The organism is Rhizobium sp. GR12 (assembly GCF_036596185.1).
GTDB classification, from domain to species: domain Bacteria; phylum Pseudomonadota; class Alphaproteobacteria; order Rhizobiales; family Rhizobiaceae; genus Agrobacterium; species Agrobacterium nepotum.
The window spans coordinates 303,821-328,550 of the sequence record NZ_JASXTH010000005.1; the positions used below are offsets into that span (position 1 = coordinate 303,821).

26 protein-coding genes are annotated in these 24,730 nt (G+C 59.3%); 21 read left to right on the top strand and 5 right to left on the bottom strand.

From position 1 onward, the window contains the following. The first annotated feature begins 249 nt into the window (after positions 1-249). The 5 genes from clpS (at position 250) to QSK43_RS11240 (ending at position 5,418) form a co-directional block, all read left to right on the top strand. A complete protein-coding gene (gene clpS / locus QSK43_RS11220) occupies positions 250-603 on the top strand; it encodes an ATP-dependent Clp protease adapter ClpS (RefSeq protein ID WP_045018562.1) in 354 nt (117 codons plus the stop codon). 10 nt (positions 604-613) lie between these two features. Then, positions 614-3,130, top strand: coding sequence for an ATP-dependent Clp protease ATP-binding subunit ClpA (gene clpA / locus QSK43_RS11225; RefSeq protein ID WP_332303502.1), 2,517 nt, complete (start codon positions 614-616; stop codon positions 3,128-3,130). A gap of 171 nt (positions 3,131-3,301) precedes the next feature. Then, positions 3,302-4,060 (top strand): AzlC family ABC transporter permease, encoded by a 759-nt coding sequence (locus tag QSK43_RS11230; protein WP_332303574.1) that lies wholly within the window; start codon positions 3,302-3,304, stop codon positions 4,058-4,060. Next, on the top strand, positions 4,057-4,401 hold the full coding sequence (locus QSK43_RS11235) for an AzlD domain-containing protein (RefSeq protein ID WP_045018555.1): 345 nt from the start codon (positions 4,057-4,059) through the stop codon (positions 4,399-4,401). The genes QSK43_RS11230 and QSK43_RS11235 overlap by 4 nt, the downstream gene beginning before the upstream one ends. 66 nt (positions 4,402-4,467) lie before the next feature. Continuing rightward, complete coding sequence (locus tag QSK43_RS11240; RefSeq protein ID WP_332303503.1) at positions 4,468-5,418, top strand: phosphatase PAP2 family protein; 951 nt, start codon at positions 4,468-4,470, stop codon at positions 5,416-5,418. Here QSK43_RS11240 and QSK43_RS11245 read toward each other — a convergent pair. Continuing rightward, positions 5,397-6,287 carry a LysR family transcriptional regulator gene (locus tag QSK43_RS11245; RefSeq protein ID WP_332303504.1) on the bottom strand — a complete coding sequence of 297 codons (891 nt, stop codon included), beginning with the start codon at positions 6,285-6,287 and terminating at the stop codon, positions 5,397-5,399. The two genes, QSK43_RS11240 and QSK43_RS11245, sit on opposite strands and share 22 nt — an antisense overlap. 109 nt (positions 6,288-6,396) lie before the next feature. On the opposite strand from QSK43_RS11245, the gene QSK43_RS11250 reads away from it, so the two are divergent. After that, complete coding sequence (locus QSK43_RS11250) at positions 6,397-7,248, top strand: urea carboxylase-associated family protein (RefSeq protein ID WP_332303505.1); 852 nt, start codon at positions 6,397-6,399, stop codon at positions 7,246-7,248. A 126-nt stretch (positions 7,249-7,374) separates the two neighbouring features. Here QSK43_RS11250 and QSK43_RS11255 read toward each other — a convergent pair whose 3' ends face one another. From QSK43_RS11255 to QSK43_RS11270, 4 genes are read right to left on the bottom strand one after another with little or no spacing between them, the layout of a single operon-like run. Then, on the bottom strand, positions 7,375-7,806 hold the full coding sequence (locus QSK43_RS11255; protein WP_332303506.1) for an HIT family protein: 432 nt from the start codon (positions 7,804-7,806) through the stop codon (positions 7,375-7,377). A 30-nt stretch (positions 7,807-7,836) separates the two neighbouring features. Continuing rightward, positions 7,837-9,030 carry a GNAT family N-acetyltransferase gene (locus tag QSK43_RS11260; RefSeq protein ID WP_332303507.1) on the bottom strand — a complete coding sequence of 398 codons (1,194 nt, stop codon included), beginning with the start codon at positions 9,028-9,030 and terminating at the stop codon, positions 7,837-7,839. After that, positions 9,027-9,767, bottom strand: a complete 741-nt coding sequence (locus QSK43_RS11265) for a glycerophosphodiester phosphodiesterase (RefSeq protein ID WP_332303508.1) — start codon at positions 9,765-9,767, stop codon at positions 9,027-9,029. The genes QSK43_RS11260 and QSK43_RS11265 overlap by 4 nt, the downstream gene beginning before the upstream one ends. After that, complete coding sequence (locus QSK43_RS11270; protein ID WP_332303509.1) at positions 9,764-10,234, bottom strand: RidA family protein; 471 nt, start codon at positions 10,232-10,234, stop codon at positions 9,764-9,766. The genes QSK43_RS11265 and QSK43_RS11270 overlap by 4 nt, the downstream gene beginning before the upstream one ends. Before the next feature lie 158 nt (positions 10,235-10,392). Here QSK43_RS11270 and QSK43_RS11275 point away from each other — a divergent pair, with 158 nt between their 5' ends. The 15 genes from QSK43_RS11275 (at position 10,393) to lpxB (ending at position 24,669) form a co-directional block, all read left to right on the top strand. Further along, a complete protein-coding gene (locus tag QSK43_RS11275; RefSeq protein WP_332303575.1) occupies positions 10,393-11,193 on the top strand; it encodes a cell envelope integrity EipB family protein in 801 nt (266 codons plus the stop codon). A gap of 61 nt (positions 11,194-11,254) precedes the next feature. Continuing rightward, on the top strand, positions 11,255-11,380 hold the full coding sequence (locus QSK43_RS11280; protein WP_003512833.1) for a hypothetical protein: 126 nt from the start codon (positions 11,255-11,257) through the stop codon (positions 11,378-11,380). 6 nt (positions 11,381-11,386) lie between these two features. After that, positions 11,387-12,154 carry a 30S ribosomal protein S2 gene (gene rpsB, locus QSK43_RS11285; protein ID WP_045018544.1) on the top strand — a complete coding sequence of 256 codons (768 nt, stop codon included), beginning with the start codon at positions 11,387-11,389 and terminating at the stop codon, positions 12,152-12,154. 365 nt (positions 12,155-12,519) lie between these two features. Beyond that, positions 12,520-13,446 carry a translation elongation factor Ts gene (gene tsf / locus QSK43_RS11290; RefSeq protein ID WP_332303510.1) on the top strand — a complete coding sequence of 309 codons (927 nt, stop codon included), beginning with the start codon at positions 12,520-12,522 and terminating at the stop codon, positions 13,444-13,446. Positions 13,447-13,544: 98 nt separating this feature from the next. Then, positions 13,545-14,267, top strand: coding sequence for a UMP kinase (pyrH, locus tag QSK43_RS11295; RefSeq protein ID WP_045018801.1), 723 nt, complete (start codon positions 13,545-13,547; stop codon positions 14,265-14,267). Positions 14,268-14,333: 66 nt separating this feature from the next. Next, entirely contained in the window at positions 14,334-14,891 is a 558-nt protein-coding gene (gene frr / locus QSK43_RS11300) for a ribosome recycling factor (protein ID WP_045018541.1), read from the top strand. A 64-nt stretch (positions 14,892-14,955) separates the two neighbouring features. Beyond that, positions 14,956-15,699 carry an isoprenyl transferase gene (locus QSK43_RS11305; protein WP_045018540.1) on the top strand — a complete coding sequence of 248 codons (744 nt, stop codon included), beginning with the start codon at positions 14,956-14,958 and terminating at the stop codon, positions 15,697-15,699. Continuing rightward, complete coding sequence (locus QSK43_RS11310) at positions 15,699-16,532, top strand: phosphatidate cytidylyltransferase (RefSeq protein WP_045018539.1); 834 nt, start codon at positions 15,699-15,701, stop codon at positions 16,530-16,532. Before QSK43_RS11305 ends, QSK43_RS11310 begins: the two co-directional genes overlap by 1 nt. Before the next feature lie 48 nt (positions 16,533-16,580). Beyond that, on the top strand, positions 16,581-17,702 hold the full coding sequence (gene rseP / locus QSK43_RS11315) for an RIP metalloprotease RseP (protein ID WP_162484795.1): 1,122 nt from the start codon (positions 16,581-16,583) through the stop codon (positions 17,700-17,702). 199 nt (positions 17,703-17,901) lie between these two features. Continuing rightward, positions 17,902-20,232, top strand: coding sequence for an outer membrane protein assembly factor BamA (bamA, locus tag QSK43_RS11320; RefSeq protein ID WP_332303511.1), 2,331 nt, complete (start codon positions 17,902-17,904; stop codon positions 20,230-20,232). A 49-nt stretch (positions 20,233-20,281) separates the two neighbouring features. Further along, complete coding sequence (gene lpxD / locus QSK43_RS11325) at positions 20,282-21,349, top strand: UDP-3-O-(3-hydroxymyristoyl)glucosamine N-acyltransferase (RefSeq protein ID WP_332303512.1); 1,068 nt, start codon at positions 20,282-20,284, stop codon at positions 21,347-21,349. Then, positions 21,342-21,809: a 3-hydroxyacyl-ACP dehydratase FabZ gene (gene fabZ / locus QSK43_RS11330; RefSeq protein WP_332303513.1), complete on the top strand. Its 468-nt coding sequence runs from the start codon at positions 21,342-21,344 to the stop codon at positions 21,807-21,809. The genes lpxD and fabZ overlap by 8 nt, the downstream gene beginning before the upstream one ends. After that, on the top strand, positions 21,806-22,621 hold the full coding sequence (gene lpxA, locus QSK43_RS11335; RefSeq protein WP_332303514.1) for an acyl-ACP--UDP-N-acetylglucosamine O-acyltransferase: 816 nt from the start codon (positions 21,806-21,808) through the stop codon (positions 22,619-22,621). The genes fabZ and lpxA overlap by 4 nt, the downstream gene beginning before the upstream one ends. Positions 22,622-22,624: 3 nt before the next feature. Next, positions 22,625-23,491, top strand: a complete 867-nt coding sequence (locus QSK43_RS11340; RefSeq protein WP_332303515.1) for an LpxI family protein — start codon at positions 22,625-22,627, stop codon at positions 23,489-23,491. Continuing rightward, positions 23,488-24,669: a lipid-A-disaccharide synthase gene (lpxB, locus tag QSK43_RS11345; RefSeq protein ID WP_332303516.1), complete on the top strand. Its 1,182-nt coding sequence runs from the start codon at positions 23,488-23,490 to the stop codon at positions 24,667-24,669. Before QSK43_RS11340 ends, lpxB begins: the two co-directional genes overlap by 4 nt. The last annotated feature ends 61 nt before the right edge of the window (positions 24,670-24,730 follow it).

Here is a 24,730-nt window from a genome sequence, read left to right on the forward strand (position 1 = left end):
ACGATCCACCGGAAGCGCTTCCGTCGCGACTGAAACCGCGCCGGCAAAGGCGGTCGTCATCGCGCTTTGCCGGCGTGCAGTCGCAAGTCCCCTGTTTTTCGCGAGGTTTCCCCTTCGCAAACGCAATAGTGATTGCACCGTTTCACAAGGGGCTTAAAATCGCGTCTTAACGACCTAGATATGAAGAGGCGAAGTTCTCCCTCCTGGTGATGACTGCCGGTTTGAGAACGGTTTGGAGAATGATGAAAGATGATCGCTGAGCCGATCTACATGCAGGGCGAGGGCGACGGGGAAGACGGCGGTACGAACCGCGGAACGTCCGTTATTACCCGCGTCAAGCCAAAGACGAAAAGACCGAATCTGTACCGTGTTCTTTTACTGAATGACGACTACACTCCCATGGAGTTCGTCATCCATATTCTGGAGCGGTTTTTCCAGAAGGATCGCGAAGCGGCAACCCGCATCATGCTGCTTGTGCATCAGCACGGCGTGGGCGAATGCGGGGTGTTTACATATGAGGTCGCAGAGACGAAAGTAAGCCAGGTCATGGATTTCGCCCGACAGCACCAGCATCCGCTGCAATGCGTCATGGAAAAGAAATGAGGATCGCAACGTGCCAACTTTTTCCCCGAGTCTCGAGAAGGCGCTGCACCAGGCACTGACCTTTGCAAATGAGCGTCACCACGAATATGCGACGCTTGAACATCTTCTTCTGGCGTTGATCGACGACGCGGATGCCGCCGCCGTGATGGGCGCCTGCAATGTCGATCTCGATACGCTGCGCAAGACCGTCAGCGATTACGTCGACAACGAACTGACCAACCTCGTGACCGGTTACGACGAGGATTCCAAGCCCACATCCGGTTTCCAGCGGGTTATCCAGCGGGCTGTCATTCATGTGCAGTCGTCCGGCCGCGAGGAAGTGACGGGCGCGAACGTGCTCGTCGCCATTTTCGCCGAGCGCGAAAGCCATGCCGCCTACTTCCTGCAGGAACAGGAGATGACCCGTTACGATGCGGTCAACTATATCTCCCACGGCATCGGCAAGCGTCCGGGCACATCGCAGACACGCGCGCCGCGCGGGACCGATGAACCCGAAAATGAAAGCAAGGCGAGCCGCAGCAATCCCGAGGAAGAAGGACCGTCCGCGAAAAAGCAGCAGGACGCGCTGAAAGCCTATTGCGTCAACCTCAACGAGAAGGCGAAAAACGGCAAGATCGACCCGTTGATCGGCCGCCACGACGAGGTCAACCGTACGATCCAGATCCTCTGCCGCCGCTCCAAGAACAACCCGCTTTATGTGGGCGATCCGGGCGTGGGCAAGACGGCGATCGCCGAAGGCCTCGCCAAGCGCATCGTCGAGGGCAAGGTGCCGGAAGCTTTGGCCAACGACACGATCTTCTCGCTCGACATGGGCACGCTGCTGGCCGGCACCCGCTATCGCGGCGATTTCGAAGAGCGCCTGAAGCAGGTCGTCAAGGAACTCGAGGAGTATCCGGGCGCGGTTCTGTTCATCGATGAGATCCACACCGTCATCGGTGCGGGCGCCACCTCCGGCGGCGCGATGGATGCATCGAACCTGTTGAAGCCGGCGCTGTCCTCGGGCGCGATCCGCTGCATCGGTTCGACCACCTACAAGGAATACCGCCAGTTCTTCGAGAAGGACCGCGCTCTGGTCCGTCGTTTCCAGAAGATCGACGTCAACGAGCCGTCAATCGATGACACAATCGCAATCATGAAGGGGCTGAAGCCTTACTTCGAGGAGTATCATCACCTGAGATATTCCAACGAGGCGATCAAGGCTGCCGTCGAATTGTCGGCCCGCTACATTTCCGACCGCAAGCTGCCGGACAAGGCGATCGACGTGATCGACGAGACCGGTGCGGCGCAGATGTTGCTGCCGGCGTCCAAGCGCCGCAAGCTGATCACGGAGCGGGAAATCGAGGTAACCATCGCGACGATGGCCCGCATCCCGGCAAAGACCGTTTCCAAGGATGACGAGATGGTTCTCGCCAACCTCGAAAAGGAACTGCGCTCGGTCGTTTACGGTCAGGACATCGCCATCGAGGCGCTGGCCACGGCCATCAAGCTGGCGCGTGCCGGTTTGCGCGAACCCAACAAGCCGATCGGCTCCTATGTCTTCTCCGGCCCGACGGGCGTGGGCAAGACCGAAGTGGCAAAGCAACTTGCCGCCTCGTTGGGCGTCGAGATGCTGCGATTCGACATGTCGGAATATATGGAGCGCCATACCGTCTCGCGTCTGCTCGGCGCGCCTCCCGGTTATGTTGGCTTCGATCAGGGCGGTCTTTTGACCGATGGCGTCGATCAGCATCCACATTCCGTGGTGCTGCTGGACGAGATCGAGAAGGCGCATCCGGACATCTACAACATCCTGTTGCAGGTGATGGACCATGGCTCGTTGACCGACCACAACGGCAAGAAGATCGACTTCCGCAACGTCATTCTCATCATGACGACCAATGCGGGTGCGTCCGAAATGGCGAAATCGGCCATCGGTTTCGGTTCTTCGCGACGCACGGGTGAGGATGAAGAGGCGATCAACCGCTTGTTCACGCCGGAATTCCGCAACCGTCTGGATGCGATCATTCCGTTCTCGCCGTTGCCGACTGCCGTTATCCACAAGGTCGTGCAGAAGTTCGTCATGCAGCTCGAGACCCAGCTCTCCGAGCGGAATGTCACCTTCGATCTGCACGAAGATGCGATCTCCTGGCTGGCGGAAAAGGGTTACGACGAGAAAATGGGCGCCCGTCCGTTGTCGCGGGTGATCCAGGAACACATCAAGAAGCCGCTCGCCAACGAAATCCTCTTTGGCAAGCTCAAGAAGGGCGGCGTCGTCAGCGTCACCGTCGGCAAGAAGGATGACGGTTCCGACGGCCTCATACTTGAGGTCCTGCCGGAAACCGCGCCCGTGAAGCCGAAGCCGGAGGCGGAGCTCAAGGCCGCCAAGTCTCCGGGCAAGACGTCGAAGGCAAAGGCGAAACCTGCCTCGAAGGCGGCGATTGCCAATGAAGAGGCGGATGTTCTTGTTGCCGAGGCGAGCAAGTCCGACGAGGAGAACAAGCCACGCCGCAAGGTGAATACGGTGCCGAAAGTGCCGAAGAAGAAATGATAACGGTCTTTCGACCGATAAACCGGTGCCGGGCGAAAGCCCGGCATTTTCGTGCATAAAGCGGGTCGCGTTTTACCGGATAGATGCGGCGTGCTTTATGTTTCTGTTTTTATGCATGTCGTTATCCCGAAACCGCGACGCTTTCGGGCAATATGCATGAGTGGATCAGCAATGCAGACTGCCGACAGCGATACCATGCCCCTGCGCGGCTGGTTTTTCAGAGGAATGCGGGGCATATTCTCGCTGCCCTCGCTCATTCTCATGACATCTTTCGTCGGTTTCAGCGCCTTTGCGCTGGAATCGGGTGTGGCGCGCGGCGAAGCGGTGTTCATGACGCTGGTGATCTGGGCCTTGCCGGCAAAGATGATTCTCATCGGCTCCATGGTCGGCGGCGCCAATCTTGCCGCCTGTTTTCTGGCGGTGACGCTGTCATCGGTGCGGATGATGCCCATGGTCGCTTCCATCGTTCCGGAGATGCGTGGCGCAAAAACGCCGACGTGGATTTTGCTGTTCCTTTCGCATTTCGTCGCGATCACGGCCTGGGTTTTTGCCACACAAAATCTCTCCAAAGTGCCTCGCGAGGCGCGGGCCGCCTGGTTCGCCGGTTTCGGCATCACGCTTACTGTCATCAACGCCATTATCGTCGGCCTTTGTTACGGCGTCGTTGCTGCCTTTCCGCCGTTGGTCGCCGGTGTGCTGTTCTTCCTGACGCCGGTCTATTTCGTGGCATCGATCTGGGCTTCCGCCCGCCATTCTGTCGTTAAGGTCGCCTTTATCATCGGCGTGATCGCCGGGCCGGTCTTTGCGGTGATCGCACCCGAATTCGACATCCTCTATGCCGGGATTGGTGGCGGCACTTTGGCCTATCTGATCGACCGGTTCGTGTTCCGCCGCAGGATCAAACCCGTCTCACCGGAGAGCGAGCCATGATGACCGAAAACTGGTGGGCGCCCTATCTCTTCATCGCCATCGCCGGCTGGCTGGCGACCGATCTCTGGCGCTGGCTCGGCGTTCTCGCCGGCAACCGGCTGAAGGAGGATTCCGAGGCGCTCCACTGGGTGAGGGCGGTCGCCACAGCGCTCGTCATGGCCGTCACCGCCAAGCTGATCGTATTCCCGACAGGATCGCTCGAAGCATCGCCGCTATGGCTGCGCATCGGAGCGGCGGCACTCGGTTTCATCGCATTTCTGCTCGCCGGCCAGCGCGTCATCGTCGGTGTCGCGGTCCCGGTCCTGCTTCTCGCCGGCGGGTTATTCGCGCTCGGTTTTTAATACTCTCCTTATCCGAATATTAAGCCCGTTGCCGTAGTTTGCCGTTGACTAAACAGGGGCAACTCCATGCGACTATTCGCGGCGGAACGTTTTGTACTTGGCTTTATCGCCATATTGTTCGCGATCGATGCGGCGTTGATAACGGCCAAAGGCATTCGGGTTGATTACGCCGGATATTCACTATGCGCCCTGGCGGGCGCCGGGGTTTTTATCCTCGGCCAGTTCTATCGCAAAAGCGGGCGTGATCTCCGCATCGCCGCCGCGCTGATTTCGGGCGGATTGTTCATCCTGTTCACGCTTGTCGCCTCCGTCTTCAACTACATGTTCCTGCCCGTCGCTTTTCCGGCGATCGACGATGTGCTTTTCCGCGTGGATGCGGCACTTGGTTATAGCTGGCCGGATATTGTCTTATGGGCGACGACAAACCCATGGATCGGAACAATCCTGTTCTTCGTCTATGCGACGTCGCTGCCGCAGCTTCTGGTGATCGTGATCACGCTCGGCTTTACCGGCAAGGAGCGGATGCTGCACCACTTCCTCGTGACGGGTGTCCTCGGCGCATTTACAAGCATCGTCTTTTGGATATTCTTCCCGACATTCGGACCCTCTGCTTATGTGCAACTACCGCAATGGGTTTCGCAGACGATCCCCTTGGCGGTCGATAATGCGTATGGGCAGGAGTTGAGCCGTCTTATAACGGGGGGTGTGAGCTACCTCACGCCCAAAAACGTGCTGGGGCTGATCGGCTTCCCGTCGTTTCACATCTTCATGGCAGCAATGTCCGCCTGGTTCGTGCCGCGTCACTGGCTGGTGATGGCGATAATCTTACCACTAAACTTCGTGATGCTGCTGGCCGTTCTCGTCCAGGGCGGACACCATCTCTCGGATGTTTTCGGCGGTCTCGTCGCTTTTGCCATCGTCTGCGCCGCCTCTGCCCGCCTGCTCAAATGGCTGTCGGCAAAGGAGCGCGACGGTGCGGCGGCAGCCTCTCCTGCTCAGATCGTCGCGGCGGAATAATCGCCACGAGTTTCGCTCTCGCGGGCTTCCGCAACCAGCCAGTCCGACAGAATGCGGGCCGATTCGGTCATGTCTCCAGATTCTACCAGCCAATAATGCTTGTCCGCATCCGCGGGACGATCAAAAAGTATGGTCAATTGACCGTCTGCGATTTCGTCGCGAAGAAGCGCTGTTGGGCAAAGGCCGATACCCTGTCCCGTCTTGAGCGCGGTCACCAGCAGATTGAAATCCGCGAAGATGGGGCCGGCGCCCTTTGGCAGGGGTAGGCCCTCAATTGCCAGCCAATCCCGCCATGCCGTCTCGCTGTCGTCATGCAGCAACTCTGCTCGTAACAGGTCAGACACGTCATCGAAGGGGCCGGATTTGGTGAGGTAGGCGGGTGCGCATGTCGGCCGCGTCTCAGCGCTGAAAAGCGCCACGGCTTTCTGTCCGGGAACAGTGCCGTGTATGATGCTGAGATCGGCCTCCGTGGCGTGATCCCTGCCGGAATAGCTTATCGACACCTGGATGTCGGGATGCAGCGCCCGGAAGCGGGGAAGTCGGGGCGTCAGAAAATACGCGACCACCGAAGGCAGGCTGGCAAGGCGAACGACGGTGCGGTTGCGCCCCTGACTGATCCGTGCCGCGCCGGAGGCAATCTGCTGCAAGCCGCTCGAAACCGTGATGCCGAATTCCCGGCCCGCAGGGGTCAGCCTGACACCTCTCGCATGGCGTTCGAAAAGCGGCACACCGAGCCAGGCCTCCAGATTACGCACATGCTGGCTGACGGCAGCCGCCGTCATGCCGAGTTCCTGCGCGGCCAGGGAAAAACTTGTCCTTCTGGCAGCGGCTTCGAAAGCGCGGAGAGTGGCGAGTGGGGGAAGTTTCATGATCACAAGACTAAGTGGTACTTGGCCTGAGCGCAAGAAAAACCCGTCTTGTCAGGCAAGTGTCTATGCCGCAATTTCGCTTCGATATTTTCATCGTTCCGAGGACTTCATGACCCCGATGCCCGCCGCCGAACCCATTGATGCCGCCGCACGCCGCGCCGTCCGTCCCGTTGTCGTTTATCCGAACGGCACACTTCAGACACCGGACCTTACGCGTCTGGAGCAGGCCAAAAAGGGGATGGAGAAGATAGACGAGGTCATCGTGCCACCGCGCGAGGGCGGCACTTTCAATGTTCCGAAGGGGCATTTTTTCCGCATCGTCAGCATCGAAGGTCCGCAGGTGGGGGATTTGAACCTCTGGAACGCTCATGATCTGACGGAGCGTTTTTTCAGCGGCAAGACCCGCGCTTTGCATGCCACCCATGTTTCCGTCGGCAACCGGCTATGGAGCAATCTGCCGTCCCTGCGGCCGATGGCGACCATCACCGGCGACACGCTTTCATGGTACGGCTGGGACGAAGACGGCGGCGGCGTGCATGATGTGATCGGCACCCGTTGCGATCCTTACACCAACAAATTGCTGAGCGGCGGCGATTACCACAATTGCTGCCATTCGAACCTGACAAATGCGCTTGCCTCGGCCAAGGGCCTGTCATTCGGCGAGGCGGAACCGCATGTGCACGATGTTCTGAACGTCTTCATGTGCACGGGTTTCACCCGCGACACGCATCAATATTTCATGAAAGCGAGCCCGGTGCGGCCGGGTGATTATCTGGAACTCTTTGCGGAAATCGATCTCATCGGCGCGCTGTCCGCCTGCCCCGGCGGGGATTGCGGTGACAGCCATTCCAGCGATGCGGTCCCGTGCTATCCCCTGAAGGTGGAAATATTCCGACCGGATATGGCCGCGCTCGAAGGCTGGCCGTGGCCGGAGAAAAATGCCTATCGTAATCCGGAATGATTGGTCCGAAGGTCTCTCCTCCGTCATGCTCGGGCCTGTCCCGAGCATCTGCAACCGATTGATTTCACGCTACGTGGTTGGATCCTCGGCACAGGGCCGAGGATGACGTCGCGTGCAAGGCGAGCCTCAGGAAGCGAGCGCCGCCTTTATCTTTTCCGCATGGGCCTTCAGCACCTCGCCATCGGCCATTGTACCGGAATGGGGCTTCAGAGGCTCGCCTTCCTTGCGCGGAATGACGTGGAAGTGCAGGTGGAACACGGTCTGACCGGCGGCGGGTTCGTTGAACTGGGCGACAAAGACGCCATCCGCATCGAAGGCTTCTTTCGCTGCTACAGCCAGTTTCTGCACCACGGGGATGGTCCTTGCCAGCACTTCCGGGTCGGCATCGAGCAGATTGCGCGAGCCGGTTTTCGGAACGACCAGCAGATGGCCGGGAGCCTGCGGCATCACATCCATGAAAGCCAGCGTGTGCTCGTCCTCATAAAGCTTGTGGCTCGGAATTTCGCCGCGCAGGATTTTCGCGAAGATATTATTGTCGTCATAGGTGCTGGCCGTCATCGGTGATCTCTCCTCATAGCGGACTTATACTTATGCGTCCGGTTCCTGTCTGTCGCCCTTGCGGAAGGGCGTATGGTCTTCCAGATAGTCGCCGATATGCTCGACCTCTTCGCGCTCGCGCTGAAGATAATCGGCAATGGCCCGGCGCAGACCCGGATGGACGATGAAATGCGCCGAATGGGTGGTGACCGGCACGTAACCGCGCGCCAGCTTGTGTTCTCCCTGCGCACCGGCTTCTACCCGTTTCAGCCCCTTCGCCAGTGCGAAATCGATTGCCTGATGGTAACAGACCTCGAAATGCAGGAAGGGGTGCTCTTCGATACAGCCCCAGTGCCGGCCGTAAAGCGCGTCCGAGCCGATGAAATTGATCGCGCCGGCGATATAGCGCCCCTCGCGTTTGGCCATCACGAGCAGAACGTCGTCGGCCATGCGCTCGCCGATCAGTGAATAGAATTCCCGCGTCAGATAGGGCCGGCCCCATTTGCGGCCGCCGGTATCCAGGTAGAAGGCGAAGAACTGGTCCCAGATATCCTCGGTCAAATCGCTTCCGGTCAGCCAGTCGATTTCGATGCCGTTTTCCAGCGCCGCACGGCGTTCCTTCTTCAGCCCCTTGCGCTTGCGCGAGGAAAGGGCCTCAAGAAAATCGTCGTGGTCGCGATAGCCGTCATTGATGAAGTGGAACTGCTGGTCGGTCCTGTGCAGGAAATCGCGAGGCAGAAGCGCGGACAGGTCGGCGTCTTCCAGAAACGTGACGTGTGCGGAAGAAACGCCGATCTTTTCCGTCACCTGGGCAAGGCCGGAGGCCAAAAGCGGCTTGAAGCGTGTCTCGTCTTCGGTTTCGGAGACCAGCAGCCGCGGCCCGCTCGCCGGCGTGAAGGGCACCGAACATTGCAGTTTCGGGTAATAATGCCCGCCGGCCCGTTCGAAAGCATCCGCCCAGCCATGGTCGAAGACATATTCGCCCTTGCTGTGGTTCTTCAGATAGGCCGGCACGGCCCCGACGAGCACGCCGGAGGCGTTTTCAAGCAGCAGATGGTGTCCAAGCCAGCCGGTCTTGGCCGTCGCCGATCCGGACTCTTCCATGGAGGAGAGAAATTCGTGGGAAATAAACGGGTTGTACGGTTTTCCTGACGTATTGCGCGATGTTCCGGAAAGCCGTTTCCAGCTTTCCGGATCGATATCCCCAAAGGATTGCGCAACGCGAATGGAATAGTCTTCTGTCATGCCGTGGCGGAGGGGCTCTCTCTCGGGTCGAAACCCTCGAATGTCATCTGGTCCGCATATTTATAGGTAGTCTCGCGCGCATTTTCATCCCTGACCGTCCAGGTAATTATCGGAAGCCCAAGTTTTCTTTGCGCCTCGATGAAGCTGTTGGGCAGATGGCCCCAATGATAGGAGATGAAATCAACCCCGGTCTGCATCGCCTCATCATGCTTGAAGAAGTCTTCCGGCTTGGCGCCCTCGGCGGTCAGCCCGAGCGGCCAGGGCGAGCCAGCCGCTTTCAGGTCCTTGAGGAGATGATGGTCGAAGCTCATCAGGGCGACGTGGCCCTTATAGCCTTCGAGGTCTTCCAGAACCGCTTCGGCAAAACCGTCATCGACGCCTTCGCCCTCGCGTCCCTTCAGTTCTATCACCAGCGGCACCTTGCCGGCGCAGAGCGCCAGAAGTTGCTTCAGCGTCGGGATGCGGTCCTTGGTCTGGCCCACGGAGAGCAGAGACAATTCACCGGAGGTATGTTCGCGCACATCGCCCTTGATGCCGGTCAGCCGGGCCATGTCGTCGTCGTGAAAAATCACCGGCACGCTGTCGGCGGCAAGCTGAACGTCGCATTCGATGGCGAAACCGGCGTCTATGGCCCGGGAAAAGGCGGAGAGCGTGTTCTCCCAGACCGCCTTGTTCAGATCGTGATAACCGCGATGGGCGACAGGCTCAGCCGTCAGCCAGGAAAGTTTAAGCGTCATACGTCGATTTCCACGATCGCGTCGATCTCGACGGCGGCATTGAAGGGCAGGCAGGCCATGCCGACGGCGGCGCGGGCATGCTTGCCGGCGTCACCCAGAACGTTGGCGAGCAGATTGGACGCACCATTGATGACGAGGTGCTGTTCGACGAACTCCGGAACCGAGGCGACAAAGCCGTTGAGCTTGAGGATACGACGGATCTTCGTAAGGTCGCCGTTCAACGCCGCCTTGACCTGTGCGAGAATGTTGACGGCGCACAATTCGGCGGCGCGCTGGGCCGTTGCAACGTCAACATCGCGGCCAACGAGGCCCGTCACCGCAATCTTGCCTGATTCCATCGGCAGTTGACCCGATACATAAAGAAGATTGCCGCTGATGGTGAACGGAACGTAGTTTGCGGCAGGTGCTGCCGCTACGGGAAGAGTAAAGCCCAGTTCCTTGAGGCGGCCTTCGATGACGTCCGACATTTTCGTCTCCGGTTTTGTTGTAAATCCTTCAAGAATCCGGCATTCAGAAGATGTTGATCCAAAAGCCGGGCGGTTGCTTGTACAATATGAGCGGTGAGTCCAACAGGAGATATTGCATGTTTGTCAGGACGCTTGGTTTCGTTGCCGCAACAGGGCTTATGACCGGCCTGTCGAACGGCGCCAATGCCTTGCCCGTCACGGTTCCGGATCTTGTCGCCCATCGCGCCGTCTACGATCTCGAACTCAAGGATGCGTCGGACCGCTCCGGCATCGAGGGTATGACGGGCCGCATGGTCTATGAATTCACCGGCTCCGCCTGTCAGGGTTACAAGACGGATTTCCGCTTCGTAACGCAGATCAACACGGGCGACGCGGTTCGCATGACCGACCAGCAGACGACGACCTTCGAGGACCTGGCGGCGAAGAAATTCACCTTCGAGACCAAATCCTACACCGACGACAATCTGGACAAGGAAGTGCAGGGCGCTGCGGTCGACAACAAAGAAGGCGTGAAGGTCGATCTGACCCGCCCGGACGCCCGCCAGATCGATCTCGTTGCCAGCGAATTTCCGACGGAGCACATGTTCCAGGTCATCGAAAACGCCAAACAGGGAAAACGCATCTTCGAATCCCGCATTTTCGACGGTTCGGATGACGGCGACGAAAGCCTGATCACCTCCACGCTGGTCGGCAAGGCGCAGATGCCGAAGGACGGCGACGCCGAGGCCGGCAAGGCGGGCGAATTCGGCAAAGCCGCGTTCTGGCCGGTGACGATCGCCTATTACAACGACAAGACCGGCACCGACGCTCTGCCGATCTACCGTATGTCCTTCAAGCTTTACGACAACGGAATCACTCGCGATCTGACCATGGATTACGGCGATTTCGTTCTGACCGGCAAGCTCGCGAAGCTTGATATCCTCAAGCCCGAAATCTGCGAAAACAAGCCGGTTCGCTGAAAGGTGGGCCGTTCGCGCGGTTTTTTCGCATAAATGCTTGCTTTTTATCTGAGGCAACTGTATGCGCCTCACCATTCCACACGCGAAGCTTGGGATGTTCCGGGAGAAATCCGGTCCGTTCCGCCCGGTGGTGTCGATGAAAATCGGCGCTGTTCGCTTCGCGGGGGTTAAACCGGAAAAGGAGTAACTAGGCATGGCATTGCCCGATTTTTCTATGCGTCAGCTTCTGGAAGCTGGTGTTCACTTTGGTCACCAGACGCATCGCTGGAACCCGAAGATGAAGCCGTACATCTTCGGCGACCGTAACAACATCCACATCATCGATCTGGCTCAGACCGTTCCGATGCTGTCGCGCGCCCTTCAGGTCGTGTCCGACACCGTCGCTCGTGGCGGCCGCGTTCTGTTCGTCGGCACCAAGCGCCAGGCGTCCGAAATCATCGCCGACAGCGCAAAGCGTTCGGCCCAGTACTACGTCAACTCGCGCTGGCTCGGCGGCATGATGACCAACTGGAAGACGATCTCCAACTCGATCCAGCGTCTGCGCAAGGTCGACGAGATCCTGAACTCGGAAGGCTCCGGCTATTCCAAGAAAGAGCGTCTGACCCTTGAGCGCGAGCGCGAAAAGCTTGAAAAGGCTCTCGGCGGTATCCGCGATATGGGCGGCGTTCCGGACCTGATGTTCATCATCGACACCAACAAGGAAAAGATCGCGATCGAAGAAGCCAAGCGTCTTGGCATTCCGGTCGTTGCGATCATCGACTCCAACTGCGATCCGGATCACATCGACTTCCCGATCCCCGGTAACGACGACGCATCGCGCGCCATCTCGTTCTATTGCGACCTGATTGCTCGCGCTGCCATCGACGGCATCGCCCGTCAGCAGGGCGCTTCCGGCCGCGACATCGGCGCTTCGGAAGAAGCTCCGATCGAGCCCGCGCTCGAAGACGAGGCTGGCGCCTGATTTAGGCCCTGTCAGACGGCGATTTTGGTCGCCGTCTCCTCGACCAGGATATGACAAGGCCGTCAAAGACCTGAATAGGGTTGACGGCCTTGTTCGTTTCAAACCGCTCCGCTTGAGTTTCGGTGAAGTATCGAGCGTTCCGATGCGGTTGAAGAAATCTGCGGGCAGCTTTCATAACGCTGTCACACTTGAGCGGCACCCATCATTTCGATGTATGGAGACGCCGCAGCACTTGGGAATGCGCATGACCCTTTCCTGAAATCGTCTCCGGTTTCAAAGGGTGTGCGGCCGGGTACACTCATCACCCAGAACTTCGGCACGGCGAATTCAGCCGGCTGACCGATCGAACCGATAAGAGGCAAACAATGACCGAAATCACAGCCGCAATGGTGAAGGAACTGCGCGAGAAGTCCGGCGCAGGCATGATGGACTGCAAGAAGGCTCTTGCTGAAACCAATGGCGACATGGAAGCGGCGATCGACTGGCTGCGCGCCAAGGGCATCGCAAAGGCCGACAAGAAGTCAGGCCGCACGGCTGCCGAAGGTCTGATCGGCGTCGCCACCATGGGTCACAAGGCTGTTCTCGTCGAACTCAACTCCGAGACCGACTTCGTTGCCCGTAACGACGCGTTCCAGGATCTCGTTCGCGGCATTGCCCAGGTCGCGCTGTCCACCGACGGCACCGTTGACGCCGTTAGCGCCGCCGCCTATCCGGCAACCGGCAAGTCCGTTTCCGACAGCATCAAGGACGCGATCGCCACCATCGGCGAAAACATGACGCTACGCCGTTCGGCTGCGCTCGAAGTCGAGCATGGCGTTGTTGCGACCTACATCCATAACGCTGCCGGCGACGGCATCGGCAAGCTCGGCGTTCTCGTTGCCCTGAAGTCGGTCGGCGACAAAGTCGTTCTGAACTCCATCGGCCGCCAGGTCGCCATGCATATCGCTGCGACCAACCCGCTCGCCATCCGCTCCGAGGAAGTCGACGCTGCCGTGGCTGAGCGCGAACGCAACGTCTTCATCGAGCAGGCCCGCGAATCCGGCAAGCCGGAAGCGATCATCGAAAAGATGGTTGACGGCCGCATGCGCAAGTTCTTCGAAGAAGTCGCTCTTCTGTCGCAGGCTTTCGTCATCAACCCCGATCTGACTGTCGGCGCTGCCGTCAAGGAAGCCGAAAAGGAAGCCGGTGCTGCCATCGAAGTGACGGGCATGGTTCGCCTGCTGCTCGGCGAAGGCGTCGAGAAGGAAGAAAGCGATTTCGCAGCAGAAGTCGCCGCAGTCGCCAAGGGCTGATTATATTTACCCAATCTTGGGAAAACGGGAGGGCATCGCGTGACAACGCGGTGCCCTTCGTGTATCCGCGTTTCGGTTACATTTCCCGAGGAGTCATGATGTCTTCCAAGCCGATCTACAAACGTGTTCTTCTCAAGGCTTCCGGTGAAGCCCTTATGGGCGACCAGGGTTTCGGTATCGATGTGGCGGTTGCAGACCGGATCGCCTCCGATATTGCCGAGGCGAGGGCGATGGGCGTTGAAGTCGGCGTTGTCGTCGGCGGCGGCAATATTTTCCGCGGCGTTGCCGTGGCGTCCAAGGGCGGCGACCGGGTCACCGGCGACCACATGGGCATGCTGGCCACCATCATCAACGCGCTGGCGCTGGCAACCTCGCTGCGCAAGCTCAGCATCGACACCGTCGTTCTGTCGGCAATCGCGATGCCTGAAATCTGTGAAAGCTTCTCGCAGCGTGCGGCGCTCCATCATCTCGCGCAGGGCCGCGTGGTGATTTTTGCCGGCGGTACAGGCAATCCCTTCTTCACCACCGACTCCGCCGCAGCGCTGCGCGCCGCGGAAATGGGCGCCGAGGCGATCTTCAAGGGCACCCAGGTGGACGGCATCTATTCCGCCGACCCGAAGAAGGATCCGACAGCCACCCGTTTCGACGAGCTGACCCATAGCGAAGTGCTCGGCAAGGGTCTGGCGGTCATGGATATCGCCGCTGTCGCGCTTGCCCGCGAAAACCACATCCCGATCATCGTTTTCTCGATCCACGAGAAGGGCGGTTTCGCGCAGATATTGACCGGCGGTGGCCGCAAGACCATCGTGCACGACAAATAATCAAAAAACGACGTCGGTCCGGGGCGGATTCCGCCCCACCTTGGCCGATAGAGATGGAGTATCAAGATGAGTGGTATTGACCTCAACGATATCAAGCGCCGCATGGATGGCGCCATCAATGCATTCAAGAGCGATATCGCATCGCTTCGCACCGGCCGGGCTTCGGCCAATATTCTCGATCCGGTGACCATCGAGGCATACGGCTCGCGCGTTCCGCTCAACCAGGTCGCAAACATCACGGTTCCGGAGCCGCGCATGCTCGGCGTCAACATCTGGGACAAGTCGATGGTCAATGCCGTCGATCGCGCCATCCGCGAATCCAATCTTGGCCTCAACCCGATCGTCGATGGCCAGAACCTCAGAATTCCTTTGCCGGAACTCAACGAGGAGCGCCGCAAGTCGCTCGTCAAGGTGGCTCATGATTATGCCGAAAAATCCAAGGTAGCGATTCGCCATGTTCGCCGCGACGGCATGGATGGTCTGAAAAAAGCCGAAAAAGACGGCGATATCGGCCAGGACGAAAGCCGTGGACAGTCGGAAAAAGTGCAGAAAATGACTGACGACACGATTTCGGAAATTGAGCGCTTGCTTGGCGAGAAGGAAAAGGAAATCATGCAGGTCTAGTATCGCTTGCGATAGACCCGTATTTTATTCGTTTTAATTTCGCGCTGCCTGTTACTGGATCGATATGCCGACGACGACACGTTCCTCAATACCCGAGCACGTCGCCATCATCATGGATGGAAATGGGCGATGGGCAAAACAGCGCGGTCTTCCGCGCGTGATGGGGCATCGCCGCGGGGTCGAGGCTGTGCGCGAGACCGTGCGCGCCGCCGGCGACTGCGGTGTCCGTTATCTCACACTGTTCGCCTTCTCATCGGAAAACTGGCGCAGACCCGAATCCGAGGTGAGCGACCTGATGGGGCTTTTGAAGGCTTTCATCCGGCGCGACCTCGCGGAACTGCACCGTGAAAACGTCCGTGTGCGCATCATCGGCGACCGGCAGGGGCTGAAAAACGATATTCGCAGCCTTCTCGAAGAGGCCGAACACATGACGGCTGATAACACCAAGCTGACGCTGGTGATCGCCTTCAATTATGGCAGCCGCGACGAGATTGCCCGTGCGACGATGGCAATCGCCCGCGATGTCGCCGAAGGCCGGCTGGACGCGGGATCAATCACCCCGGAGATGATTTCGGAGAGACTCGACACCTCCGGAATGCCAGATCCGGATCTGATCATCCGCACCAGTGGAGAGGAGCGCCTGTCGAACTTTCTGCTCTGGCAGGCGGCCTATTCGGAGTTCCTGTTCGTTCCCGAATATTGGCCTGACTTCAATCGGCAGCTGTTCTTCTCCGCAATCGAGCAATATGCAACGCGTGATCGCCGTTTCGGCGCTCTGGCCGAGCAGGTTGCCGTGGCAGGCGCCTGATGAGCCGTGAACTCAGACTGCGGATCATCTCCGCAATCGTCATGGCGGCGGTCATCTTGGCCGCGACCTGGTATGGCGGTATTCTGTTCCGCATCGTGGCCGGTCTCCTGGCGATCCTCATCTATTATGAATGGGCGACGATCACCCGCCTGTCGGAGACGAACTCCACCGGCAATGCCTGGGGCTGGTTCGCGGTCGCCGTCATCGCCGGCAACACGATTTTCGGCGAACCTTCGCTCGATCTGCCGCTGCTGTCAGGCTTTACGCTGACGGCGGCGCTTTTCCCCGTGTTGCGCGGCAGGAACTGGTGGCTGGTCGGCGGTATCGTTTATGCCGGTTTGAGCGGAATCTCGCTGGCCGCGATTCGCGGTGACGAGCTGACGGGTTTCGTCGCCATACTGTTCGTTTTCGCAGTGGTTTGGTCGACCGATATTCTCGCTTATTTCGTCGGGCGCGCCATTGGCGGGCCGAAGCTCGCGCCGGCGATTTCTCCGGGCAAAACCTGGTCCGGCGCAATCGGCGGAGCAGTGGCCGCATTGATCGGCGGCGGCGCGGTGTCGTTTGCCTATCACGGCAGGATCAGCCTGCTGGTGCTCGGGCTCGCTCTCATCCTCTCGGTGTTCAGCCAGATCGGCGACCTTTTCGAATCCTTCGTGAAACGGCGTTTTCAGGTCAAGGATTCGAGCCATCTTATTCCAGGTCACGGCGGCTTCATGGACCGGGTTGACGGTCTTGTTTTCGCCTGCTTTACGGTATTCCTCATTGCTTTCGTGCATGCGGCGGCAACCGGCGACGTGCCCGGATCGGGCGGCGGCCTGTTGCCGGGCTTCTGAGCCGCGGCAGGTCATGAAATATAAGGGCAAATTGTCATGAACACAGTAATGGCCGCGACCGGGTTTCTGACCGGCTATATCGTGCCCTTCATCCTGGTGCTTTCCCTGCTCGTTTTCGTCCATGAAATGGGCCATTACCTTGTCGGCCGCTGGAGCGGCATCCGCTCCACCGCATTTTCCATCGGTTTCGGCCCGGAGCTGATCGGCTTTACCGACCGGCACGGCACACGATGGAAGCTTTCCGCCATACCGCTCGGCGGCTACGTAAAATTCTTCGGCGACGAGGATGCCTCCAGTAAGCCGGACAGCTCCGGCCTGTCGCATATGTCGCTGGAGGAGAGGGCGCAGACGCTTTCCGGCGCAAAGCTCTGGAAAAGGGCGGCGACGGTTGCTGCCGGGCCTATCGCCAACTTCCTTCTCGCCATTCTCATCTTCGCGGTGCTGTTCGGTGTCTATGGCCGCATGATCGCCGATCCGGTCGTGGCGGAGGTGCGTGAAAACAGCGCGGCTGCGGCTGCCGGCGTGCACCCCGGCGACCGCCTGGTGGCGATCGACGGCGAAAAGGTGAAGACGTTCGAGGATGTCCGCCGTTATGTCGGTATCCGGCCGGGCACACCGATCACCGTGACGGTCGAAAGGGCGGGCGAGGAACTGAAGCTTCCCATGGTTCCGACCCGCACCGAAACCACCGACCAGTTCGGCAACAAGCTGGAAATGGGCATCATCGGCATCGTCACCGACCAGAGTAGTGGTAATTTCCGCCATATCGAATATTCGCCGTCGCAGGCGCTGCTCGAGGGCGTGCGCGAAACGGGCCACGTCGTCACCGGTACTTTCAACTATATCGGCAATCTCGTGACCGGGCGTATGAACGCCGATCAGCTCGGCGGTCCCGTCCGCGTCGCGCAGGCTTCAGGCCAGATGGCGACACTCGGTATTTCGGCCGTCATCCAGCTCGCCGCCGTTCTTTCCGTGTCGATCGGTCTCCTGAACCTGATGCCTGTCCCGGTTCTGGACGGCGGACATCTGGTATTTTATGCGATCGAGGCCATCCGCGGCAGGCCGCTCGGCGCCGGTGCGCAGGAGGTGGCATTCCGTATTGGCATGGTCATGATTCTGGGACTTATGGTTTTTGCAACATGGAATGATATCAGCAGCTTGATTGGCTGATGATAGTGTTTTATCGGTTTTGTTAGTCGCTTGTTTACCTTGTTTTTATGCCGAAGTGGCGAATGCGCCACTCTGGATCACGAAGTAAACAGAATTTAACGTTCTGACTTGCTTGTAGGGGAAAAGCAGGTAAAACGACGCACATGGCCGGAGTCGGGTTCCGCCCGCTGAGGGACAACGTAAAAAGGTAAGAATTGAAATGAAGGCTGGTTCAAGATTTTTGAACGCTGTATCGGCGGTTGCGCTGTCTGCTGGTGTTTCTTCGGTTGCAGGCCTTGGCATGCTTGCCTCTGCTGGCGTTGCAAATGCAGCCGTCATCAGCAGGATCGATGTTCGCGGGGCCGAGAGGTCCGGTGCGGACTCCGTGCGTTCCAACATCACCATTGCGCCGGGTAAGAACTTTTCCAATTCGGACATCGATGAATCGGTGAAGCGTCTTTACGCCACCGGTTACTTCTCGAATGTCGCTATGCGCGTTTCCGGTAGCACGCTGGTCGTGACCGTGAATGAAAACCAGCTGGTCAATCAGGTGGTTTTCAACGGCAACCGCAAGATCAAGGACGACAAGCTCGCAGGCGTCGTGCAGACCCAGCCGCTTGGCCCGTTCAATCAGGCTATCGTGACTGCTGACATTGCCCGCATCAAGGAAGCCTATTCCGCGATCGGCCGCAGCGACGTCGAAATCACCACCCAGACCGTTTCCGTCGGCCAGGGCCGTGTGAACATCGCTTTCGTCATCAACGAGGGCGAGCGCACGAAGATCGGCCGAATCGATTTCGTCGGCAACAATTCCTATAGCGACGGTCGTCTGGCCGCCGTCATCAATACCAAGAAGTCCAACATGCTGTCGTTCCTGACGCGTAAGGACGTCTATAACGAGGACAAGCTGCGCGCCGACGAAGAGGCGCTGCGCCAGTTCTATTACAACCGCGGTTATGCCGACTTCCGGGTCGTGTCTTCCGAAGCGGTGCTGGACGAGTCCAGCAACGAATACAACATCTCCATCACTGTCGACGAAGGCAAGAAGTACGACTTCGGCAACGTCGTGGTCGAATCGACCGTGCCGGGTGTTGATGGCACCGAATTGCAGGGTCTCGTGGAAACCCGTCAGGGCGCGAGCTACAGCGCCAAGGAAGTCCAGCAGAGCATGGAAGCGATTTCCAAGCGCGTCGCCGGCGAAGGTTATCCTTTCGCCCGTGTAACGCCGCGCGGCGACCGCGACATGTCCGGCAACACCATCGGCGTGACCTACATCGTCGATCAGGGCGAGCGCGCCTATGTCGAGCGTATCGAAATCCGTGGCAACACGCGTACGCGTGACTATGTCATTCGCCGCGAGTTCGATATCTCCGAAGGTGATGCGTTCAACCAGACGGTCGTTACGGCTGCGAAGCGCCGTCTCGAAGCGCTCGGTTATTTCTCGAAGGTCAATATCTCGACCGCCGGTGGCAGCGCGCCTGACCGCGTCGTCATCGTTGTCGATGTGGAAGACCAGTCGACGGGTTCGTTCGGTATCGGTGCGGGTTACTCTCAGAACGACGGTGTGCTGCTTGAAGCCTCCATCGAAGAGAAGAACTTCCTCGGCCGCGGCCAGTACATTCGTCTTGCCGCTGGTGCGGGCGAAGATGATGCGCGTACCTACACGTTGTCCTTCACCGAACCCTATTTCCTCGGTTATCGTCTGGCCGCAGGTTTCGATCTGTTCAAGAACCAGAGCAAGAGCGAAGATTATTACGATTACGACGAGCAGGGCTTCGCGTTGCGCGTGACCGCGCCGATCACCGAAAACCTCTCGACGACGTTCAAGTACACCTACAAGCAGCTCAACTATGACGGCGAGGGCGATTGGGAAAGCGGCAGCAATCTTGCCGAACCCTATAAGGCTCTGATCCGTGGCGAAGACTGGACGCAGTCCATCATCTCGAATACGCTGAACTACAACACGCTCGACGACCGCAACATGCCGCGCGAAGGCTGGCAGGCTGCTCTGACGAACGAATTCGCAGGCCTCGGCGGTGATTCCGAGTATTACAAAATCTACGCCAAGGCCCGGTATTACTACACGCTGTCGGACGAGTACGATGTTATCGGCTCGATCACCGGTCAGGCGGGTCATGTGGTGCCGACTGGCGACGATCTGCTTGTGTTCGATCAGTTCAAGTTCGGCGGCCGTCAGATTCGCGGCTTCAAGAACGACGGTATCGGCCCGCGCATCGGTTCCGACTCCATAGGCGGCACGACCTACTTTGCGGCTTCCGCCGAAGTCACGGCCCCGATGCCCGGCATTCCGGAAGATTTCGGTCTGCGTCTCGCAGGGTTTGTTGATGCCGGTACGCTGTATGGCAACAAGGTTAAGATCGGTACGGGGGAAACCCTGCAGGACGACAACTCCATCCGTGCATCCGCCGGTATCGGTGTGATGTGGGCGTCGCCCTTCGGTCCGATCCGCGTCGACTACGCAGTTCCGATCGCCAAGGAAGACTACGACGAGGAACAGCGTTTCCGGTTTGGCATGTCCAACACTTTCTGATATCGGCAGTCCAGAACTGCAACTTTGAACGTTCTGGAGATTCCGTCTGATGGAATACAACGCCTTTTTTCCGCCCCACGATGGACTGCGATTGAAAGATATCGCAGACCGTTTTGGGGCGGAACTGTCTGACGATGCGGCGGGAGAGCGGATCATAAGGTCCGTCGCACCGGTTTACCGGGCAAAACCCGATCAGCTCTGCTATATTCTCTCGCGCAAGAACCGCGAAGAGTTGCCGACCTGCGAGGCTGGCGCCGTTATTTGTGATGCGGCGCTTGCCGATATTCTTCCGTCTCACATTCCCGCACTGATATCGAAAAACCCGCACACGCTTTTTGCGCAGGTGGGCGCCTTGCTGCACCCTGCCGCCATGCGTCCCGGTACGGTTGTTTCGATGCAGGCCGAAATTTCCCACACCGCGCATGTCGATCCATCTGCGAAGCTCGAAGCGGGCGTGATCGTTGAGCCGCTCGCCGTGATCGGCGCGGGCGCCCATATCGGCGCTGGCACGCGGATCGGCCCGGGCGTTATCATCGGGCAGGATGTGCAGGTTGGGCGCGATTGCACCATCGCCGGCGGCGCAAGCATTCTTGCCGCTCTCATCGGCAACAATGTGATTATCCACAACGGCGCACGCATCGGTCAGGACGGGTTCGGTTATGCACCCGGTCCGCGCGGCATGTTGAAGATCGTGCAGATCGGCCGCGTCATCATTCAGGACAATGTCGAGATCGGCGCCAACACCACGATCGACCGTGGCACCATGGATGACACTGTCATCGGCGAAGGCACCAAGATCGACAATCAGGTCCAGATCGGCCACAACGTTCGCATCGGCCGCCATTGCGGCATCGTCAGCAAGGTCGGCATTGCGGGCAGCACCCGCATCGGCGACGGTGTGATGATCGGCGGCGCGGCGGGCATCAACGGCCATATCACCATTGGTGACGGTGTACAGATTGCGGCCATGAGCGGTGTTGTCGCCGATGTTCCGGCCGGCGCCCGTTATGGCGGGACGCCTGCGCGTCCGATGAAATATTTCCTGCGCGACATGGCCGATATTCTGGCGCGCGCTGAAGGGCGTGATAAAAAAACAGGAGAAAAAAATAATGACTGAAGAAACTAAGACGACGCTCGGCGCGGCTGACATTCTGGACGTCATGAAGCTTTTGCCGCATCGTTACCCGTTCTTGCTCATCGACAAGATCATCGAGATCGATGGTAATAATTCGGCGATTGGCATCAAGAATGTGACGGTCAACGAACCGCATTTCACCGGTCATTTCCCGGATCGGCCGATCATGCCGGGCGTTCTGATCGTCGAGGCCATGGCCCAGACGGCAGGTGCGATCTGTGCCCGCAGCCAGGGTGAGGGCGGTTATCTCGTCTATTTCATGACCATCGACAATGCGCGCTTCCGCAGACCCGTCGTTCCGGGCGATCGCCTGGAAATCCACGTGGTCAAGCAGCGCCAGCGCGGTAATGTCTTTAAATTCCATTGTGAGGCGAAGGTCGAAGGCGTGCTGGTGGCGGAAGCCGATGTCGGCGCTATGATGATCCCCGAGGACCAGCAATGAGCACGATTGCGGCTTCGGCCAGAATCCACCCGACGGCCGTTGTCGAAGACGGTGCGGTTATCGGCGAAAATGTCGTTATCGGTGCCCTGAGCTATGTCGGCGCGAAAGTCACGCTGCACGACGATGTTGTGCTGCACAATCATGCCGTCGTTTCCGGCCTGACCGTTATCGGCCGCGGATCGGTCATCTATCCCATGGCGGTTATCGGCGGTTCGCCTCAGGCGGTTCGCCACGACGGTTCGGAAACCTCGCTTGAGATCGGTGAACGCTGCGTCATGCGCGAAGGCGTGACGATGAATGCCGGCAGCTCCGACGGCAGCGGCAAGACCATCGTCGGCGATGACAACCTGTTTCTCGCCAACTCGCATGTGGCGCATGATTGTCGCCTGGGCAGTCATATCATCATGTCCAATAATGTGATGCTGGCGGGACATGTGACCATTGAGGACCGCGCTATTCTGGGTGGCGGCTGCGCTGTGCACCAGTTCACCCGCATCGGTCGTCAGGCCTTCATCGGCGGGCTGTCGGCAGTCAATTACGACGTCATTCCCTATGGCATGTTGAACGGCAATCCCGGCATTCTCGGCGGGCTGAATGTCGTCGGCATGACGCGTGCCGGCATCGACCGCGCGGATATTCATAAGGTCAGGCGCGTCTTCAAGACGATATTCGAAGGCGAGGGCGCTATCCGTAGCAATGCGGCGGCGATCGACCGGGCGGAATATCTCGATTGCCCCCAGGTCATCGAGATTCTCGATTTCATCGGTGCGGATAGCGACCGCGCGCTTTCCTCGCCAAACCGGGGCAAGTGAGCCGTGACAGGCGGCGGGCGTCTCGCCATCGTGGCCGGAAGCGGCCAGCTGCCGCTCCATGTGGCGGCGGCCGCGCGCGAGATGGGGGAAAACCCCTTCATTGTACAGCTGCGCGATGATTCCCGTTTCGACTGGAGCGGTTTCGACAATGCCGTGATCAGCGTAGGAGACGTCGCCGGGCTTGGCCGGCTGCTGCGTGAAAACCAGGTAGACCGCGTCGTGCTTTCCGGCGCTGTCGCGCGGCGTCCGGAATGGCGGGAAATCCGCCCCACGGTCGGCATATTGCTGAAACTGCCATCCATCGTCCGCACCCTGCTATCGAGCGGGGATGACGCCGTTTTGCAGATGGTCATCAAGGTCATCGGCACGCTCGGCGCAAAAGTCATCGGCGCCCACGAGATCGCACCCGGCCTGCTTGCCACGACCGGCGCTTTCGGCGCGCATAAACCAACCGAGGATGATCTGCGCGACATACGCAAGGCCGCACAAGCGGCACTGGCGCTCGGCACGCTCGATGTCGGGCAGGGCGCGGTCTCCGTCGGTGGCCGTATCGTCGCACTGGAAGGCGTCGAGGGCACGGACGCAATGCTGGCGCGCGTTGCGGCATTGCGCGCTGAGGGCCGCATCTCGCCCCGCCGCAAGGGCGTTCTGGTGAAGCTCTGCAAGCCGCAGCAGGACATTCGCGCCGACCTCCCGACCATCGGCGTGGAAACGGTGGAGAGCGCGCGGAAAGCCGGACTGGCGGGCATCGCCGTTGAAGCCGGACGGGCGCTGGTGCTCGATCGCGAAGAAATGTTGAAGGCGGCGGATCAGGCGGGCATATTCGTCTGCGGTATCGATACGTCACTTGATGGAGATATGATGGGATGACGGCGACGTTGAAAGTGGCGGTCATAGCCGGGGAGGTCTCCGGCGATCTTCTGGGCGCGGATCTGATCCGGTCTCTGAAAGCCCGTTATCCGGGTTCCATCGATCTGATGGGCGTCGGCGGCGAGGCGCTGGAGGCGCAGGGGCTGGTCTCGCTATTCGATTATTCCGAGCTTTCCATCATGGGGTTTACGCAGGTCCTCAAAAAGCTGCCTAAGCTGATTTCGCGGATCAACCAGACCGCGCAGGCAATCGTCGCCGCAAAGCCGGATATTCTGCTGATCATCGACAGCCCGGATTTCACCCATCGCGTCGCGAAAAAAGTCCGCAAACAATTGCCGCATCTGCCGGTCGTCAATTATGTCTGCCCCAGCGTCTGGGCGTGGAAGGAATATCGCGCCACTGCGATGCTGTCCTATGTCGATCACGTTCTCGCCCTGTTGCCTTTCGAACCGGAAGCGATGCGGCGTCTCGGCGGCCCGCCGACAACCTTTGTCGGCCATCGCCTCAGCGTCGATCACGATGTGCTTTCGGTGCGGCAAAAGCGGGCCGAGCGGTCCCTGCCGGCAAAGGGCGAACCGAAGACCATTCTTCTGCTGCCGGGCTCGCGCTCCACCGAAACGACGCGGCTGATGGAGCCGTTTCAGGAGGCCGCAAAAGCCTTTGTGGAACGCAACGGCCCGACCCGGTTTCTGCTGCCCACCGTGCCGCGCCAGGAAAGCCACATCCGCGAACTGGCAGCGACATGGCCGGAGGAGATCAGGCCCGAAATCGGCATCGATCCCGCCTTCAAGTGGAATGCGTTTGCTCAGGCCGATGCGGCGATTGCCGCTTCCGGCACCGTCATTCTCGAACTCGCGCTCGTCGGCGTGCCGACCATATCTGTCTACAAGACAGACTGGATTTTCACCATGCTGAGCAAGCGGGTGAAAACCTGGACGGGCGCTTTGCCAAACCTGATTGCCGACTATGTCGTCGTGCCGGAATATTTCAACGAGGTGGTGAGGGCAGGGTCGATGCTGCGCTGGGCCGAGCGGCTGTCATCCGACACCACCGAGCGGCGGGCGATGCTGGACGGTTATGCGCTGGTGCAGGAGCGTCTGCGCACCGATGTGCCTCCGGGCGAAACAGGCGCCCTTATTCTTCTCGATGTGCTGAACAGCCGCAGACAGCACGGCTGAACCGGCGGCGAGACCGGCTTTTATTGGCCGCCGGATCGGGTAGAGCGCGTTTTTTCCAAGA

Bases quoted from the DNA above. Each gene is read 5' to 3' on its own strand.
- rseP (WP_162484795.1), top strand. From the start codon at position 16,581: ATGGCCGCGACCGGGTTTCTGACCGGCTATATCGTGCCCTTCATCCTG.
- tsf (WP_332303510.1), top strand. From the start codon at position 12,520: ATGACCGAAATCACAGCCGCAATGGTGAAGGAACTGCGCGAGAAGTCC.
- QSK43_RS11310 (WP_045018539.1), top strand. From the start codon at position 15,699: ATGAGCCGTGAACTCAGACTGCGGATCATCTCCGCAATCGTCATGGCG.
- QSK43_RS11230 (WP_332303574.1), top strand. From the start codon at position 3,302: ATGCAGACTGCCGACAGCGATACCATGCCCCTGCGCGGCTGGTTTTTC.
- fabZ (WP_332303513.1), top strand. From the start codon at position 21,342: ATGACTGAAGAAACTAAGACGACGCTCGGCGCGGCTGACATTCTGGAC.
- QSK43_RS11280 (WP_003512833.1), top strand. From the start codon at position 11,255: ATGCGCCTCACCATTCCACACGCGAAGCTTGGGATGTTCCGGGAGAAA.
- QSK43_RS11245 (WP_332303504.1), bottom strand. From the start codon at position 6,287: ATGAAACTTCCCCCACTCGCCACTCTCCGCGCTTTCGAAGCCGCTGCC.
- lpxA (WP_332303514.1), top strand. From the start codon at position 21,806: ATGAGCACGATTGCGGCTTCGGCCAGAATCCACCCGACGGCCGTTGTC.
- QSK43_RS11275 (WP_332303575.1), top strand. From the start codon at position 10,393: ATGACCGGCCTGTCGAACGGCGCCAATGCCTTGCCCGTCACGGTTCCG.
- clpS (WP_045018562.1), top strand. From the start codon at position 250: ATGATCGCTGAGCCGATCTACATGCAGGGCGAGGGCGACGGGGAAGAC.
- lpxD (WP_332303512.1), top strand. From the start codon at position 20,282: ATGGAATACAACGCCTTTTTTCCGCCCCACGATGGACTGCGATTGAAA.
- QSK43_RS11235 (WP_045018555.1), top strand. From the start codon at position 4,057: ATGATGACCGAAAACTGGTGGGCGCCCTATCTCTTCATCGCCATCGCC.
- QSK43_RS11260 (WP_332303507.1), bottom strand. From the start codon at position 9,030: ATGACAGAAGACTATTCCATTCGCGTTGCGCAATCCTTTGGGGATATC.
- QSK43_RS11265 (WP_332303508.1), bottom strand. From the start codon at position 9,767: ATGACGCTTAAACTTTCCTGGCTGACGGCTGAGCCTGTCGCCCATCGC.
- bamA (WP_332303511.1), top strand. From the start codon at position 17,902: ATGAAGGCTGGTTCAAGATTTTTGAACGCTGTATCGGCGGTTGCGCTG.
- QSK43_RS11250 (WP_332303505.1), top strand. From the start codon at position 6,397: ATGACCCCGATGCCCGCCGCCGAACCCATTGATGCCGCCGCACGCCGC.
- QSK43_RS11305 (WP_045018540.1), top strand. From the start codon at position 14,956: ATGCCGACGACGACACGTTCCTCAATACCCGAGCACGTCGCCATCATC.
- pyrH (WP_045018801.1), top strand. From the start codon at position 13,545: ATGTCTTCCAAGCCGATCTACAAACGTGTTCTTCTCAAGGCTTCCGGT.
- QSK43_RS11240 (WP_332303503.1), top strand. From the start codon at position 4,468: ATGCGACTATTCGCGGCGGAACGTTTTGTACTTGGCTTTATCGCCATA.
- QSK43_RS11255 (WP_332303506.1), bottom strand. From the start codon at position 7,806: ATGACGGCCAGCACCTATGACGACAATAATATCTTCGCGAAAATCCTG.
- QSK43_RS11270 (WP_332303509.1), bottom strand. From the start codon at position 10,234: ATGTCGGACGTCATCGAAGGCCGCCTCAAGGAACTGGGCTTTACTCTT.
- lpxB (WP_332303516.1), top strand. From the start codon at position 23,488: ATGACGGCGACGTTGAAAGTGGCGGTCATAGCCGGGGAGGTCTCCGGC.
- frr (WP_045018541.1), top strand. From the start codon at position 14,334: ATGAGTGGTATTGACCTCAACGATATCAAGCGCCGCATGGATGGCGCC.
- rpsB (WP_045018544.1), top strand. From the start codon at position 11,387: ATGGCATTGCCCGATTTTTCTATGCGTCAGCTTCTGGAAGCTGGTGTT.